The organism is Cryobacterium sp. MLB-32 (assembly GCF_000738085.1).
Lineage (GTDB): Bacteria > Actinomycetota > Actinomycetes > Actinomycetales > Microbacteriaceae > Cryobacterium.
This window is the reverse complement of the sequence record NZ_JPRS01000619.1, coordinates 1-1,309: the sequence shown is the minus strand read 5'-3', so window position 1 is coordinate 1,309 and position 1,309 is coordinate 1. Positions and strand designations below refer to the sequence as shown.

At 61.7% G+C, this 1,309-nt stretch carries 1 pseudogene; it reads right to left on the bottom strand.

The features are described from left to right. Nucleotides 1-52 precede the first annotated feature (52 nt). A pseudogene (locus JF66_RS20395) lies at nucleotides 53-1,251 on the bottom strand (IS3 family transposase). Nucleotides 1,252-1,309: the final 58 nt, after the last annotated feature.

The following is a 1,309-nucleotide window of genomic DNA, read 5'->3' as shown; positions in this document are numbered from 1 at the left end:
GAGCGTCAGCGTGGCCCTSRCCCTGGCCTTGACCCCGGTGAGTGGACACGGGTTAAGCGGCGAGTTGGATCTCTGCGGCCTGTGACGAGTATTGCAGCTCGAAGTCCACAGGCGTGACGTGCCCGATCGAGGAGTGGCGCCGGCGACGGTTGTAACGGTCCTCGATCCACGCCGCGACGTCTCGAATCGCCCGGGCCCGGGTAGGCCAGATCCGTCGGTAGTAGAACTCCGTTTTCAGCGTCGCGAAGAAGCTCTCGGCCATGGCGTTGTCCCAGCAAATTCCGGTGTAACCCATCGACCGGGTGATGCCATGAGCCGCGGCGAATTCGGTGATCTGGGCCGAAGCGTATTGGGTGCCACGGTCGCTGTGAAAAATCACCGTCTCCGGGCGGTCCCCGCGCAGCACCAGGGCCATCGTCAGGGCGTCCTGGATGAGATCGGTGCGCATGTGGTCGGCGATAGCCCAGCCGATGACTCGGCGACTGTGGGCGTCGATGACCGTTGCCAAGTAGACCCACCCCTCCCACGTCCTCAGGTAGGTAATATCGCCGACCCAAACCTGGTTCAAAGCGCCGGTATCCCACTGCCGTTTCACGGCATCCACCGGGTAGGCGTCAGCGTGGTCGATGATGGTGGTTGTCTTCCATTTCTTCGGGCAGATCCCCGCCAAACCCAGTCGTTTCATGGTCCTGGCCACCGTTTTTCGGGAGATGATCTCCCCGTCTGCACGCAGGTCCACGAGGATCCGCGGGGCCCCGTAGACCTCGTCCGAATCGCCGTGGAAGAAGGCGACTTTCTGCTCGATGTGTTCCCGCCGGATCGCCGCCGGCGAGGGTGCGCGATCCATCCACGCGTAATAGCCAGAGCGGGAGACCTCGAGGAGACGGACCATGCGGGTGATGGTGAAGTTGGTCTTCTCCGCCAGCATCAGTTCGAACGCTTGCCGTTCGTATCCGATGCTTCCTGGGCGAAGAAGATGGACGCTTTTTTCAAGAACGCCCTGTCCATCTTCAGATCCGCGTTTTCTTTACGCAGCCGCAGGAGCTCGGCCCTCTCGGACTCCGTCACCTCGGCCTGCCCGGTCTGGCCACGGGCCTTGAATGCCACCACCCAGCGGCCCAACGTGGCTTCGTTGATTCCGAGTTCGCGGGCGACAGTTGCGACCCCTCTACCGGTGGTTAAAACCAGCTTCACGGCCTCGTCTTTGTACTCAGGGGTGAAGTCCCGACGTGATCTTGCCATAGTGAACATTCTCTCTTGTGAGGTGTCCACACAACGGGGTCAAGGCCACTCTCTTGAACGCGTCTAG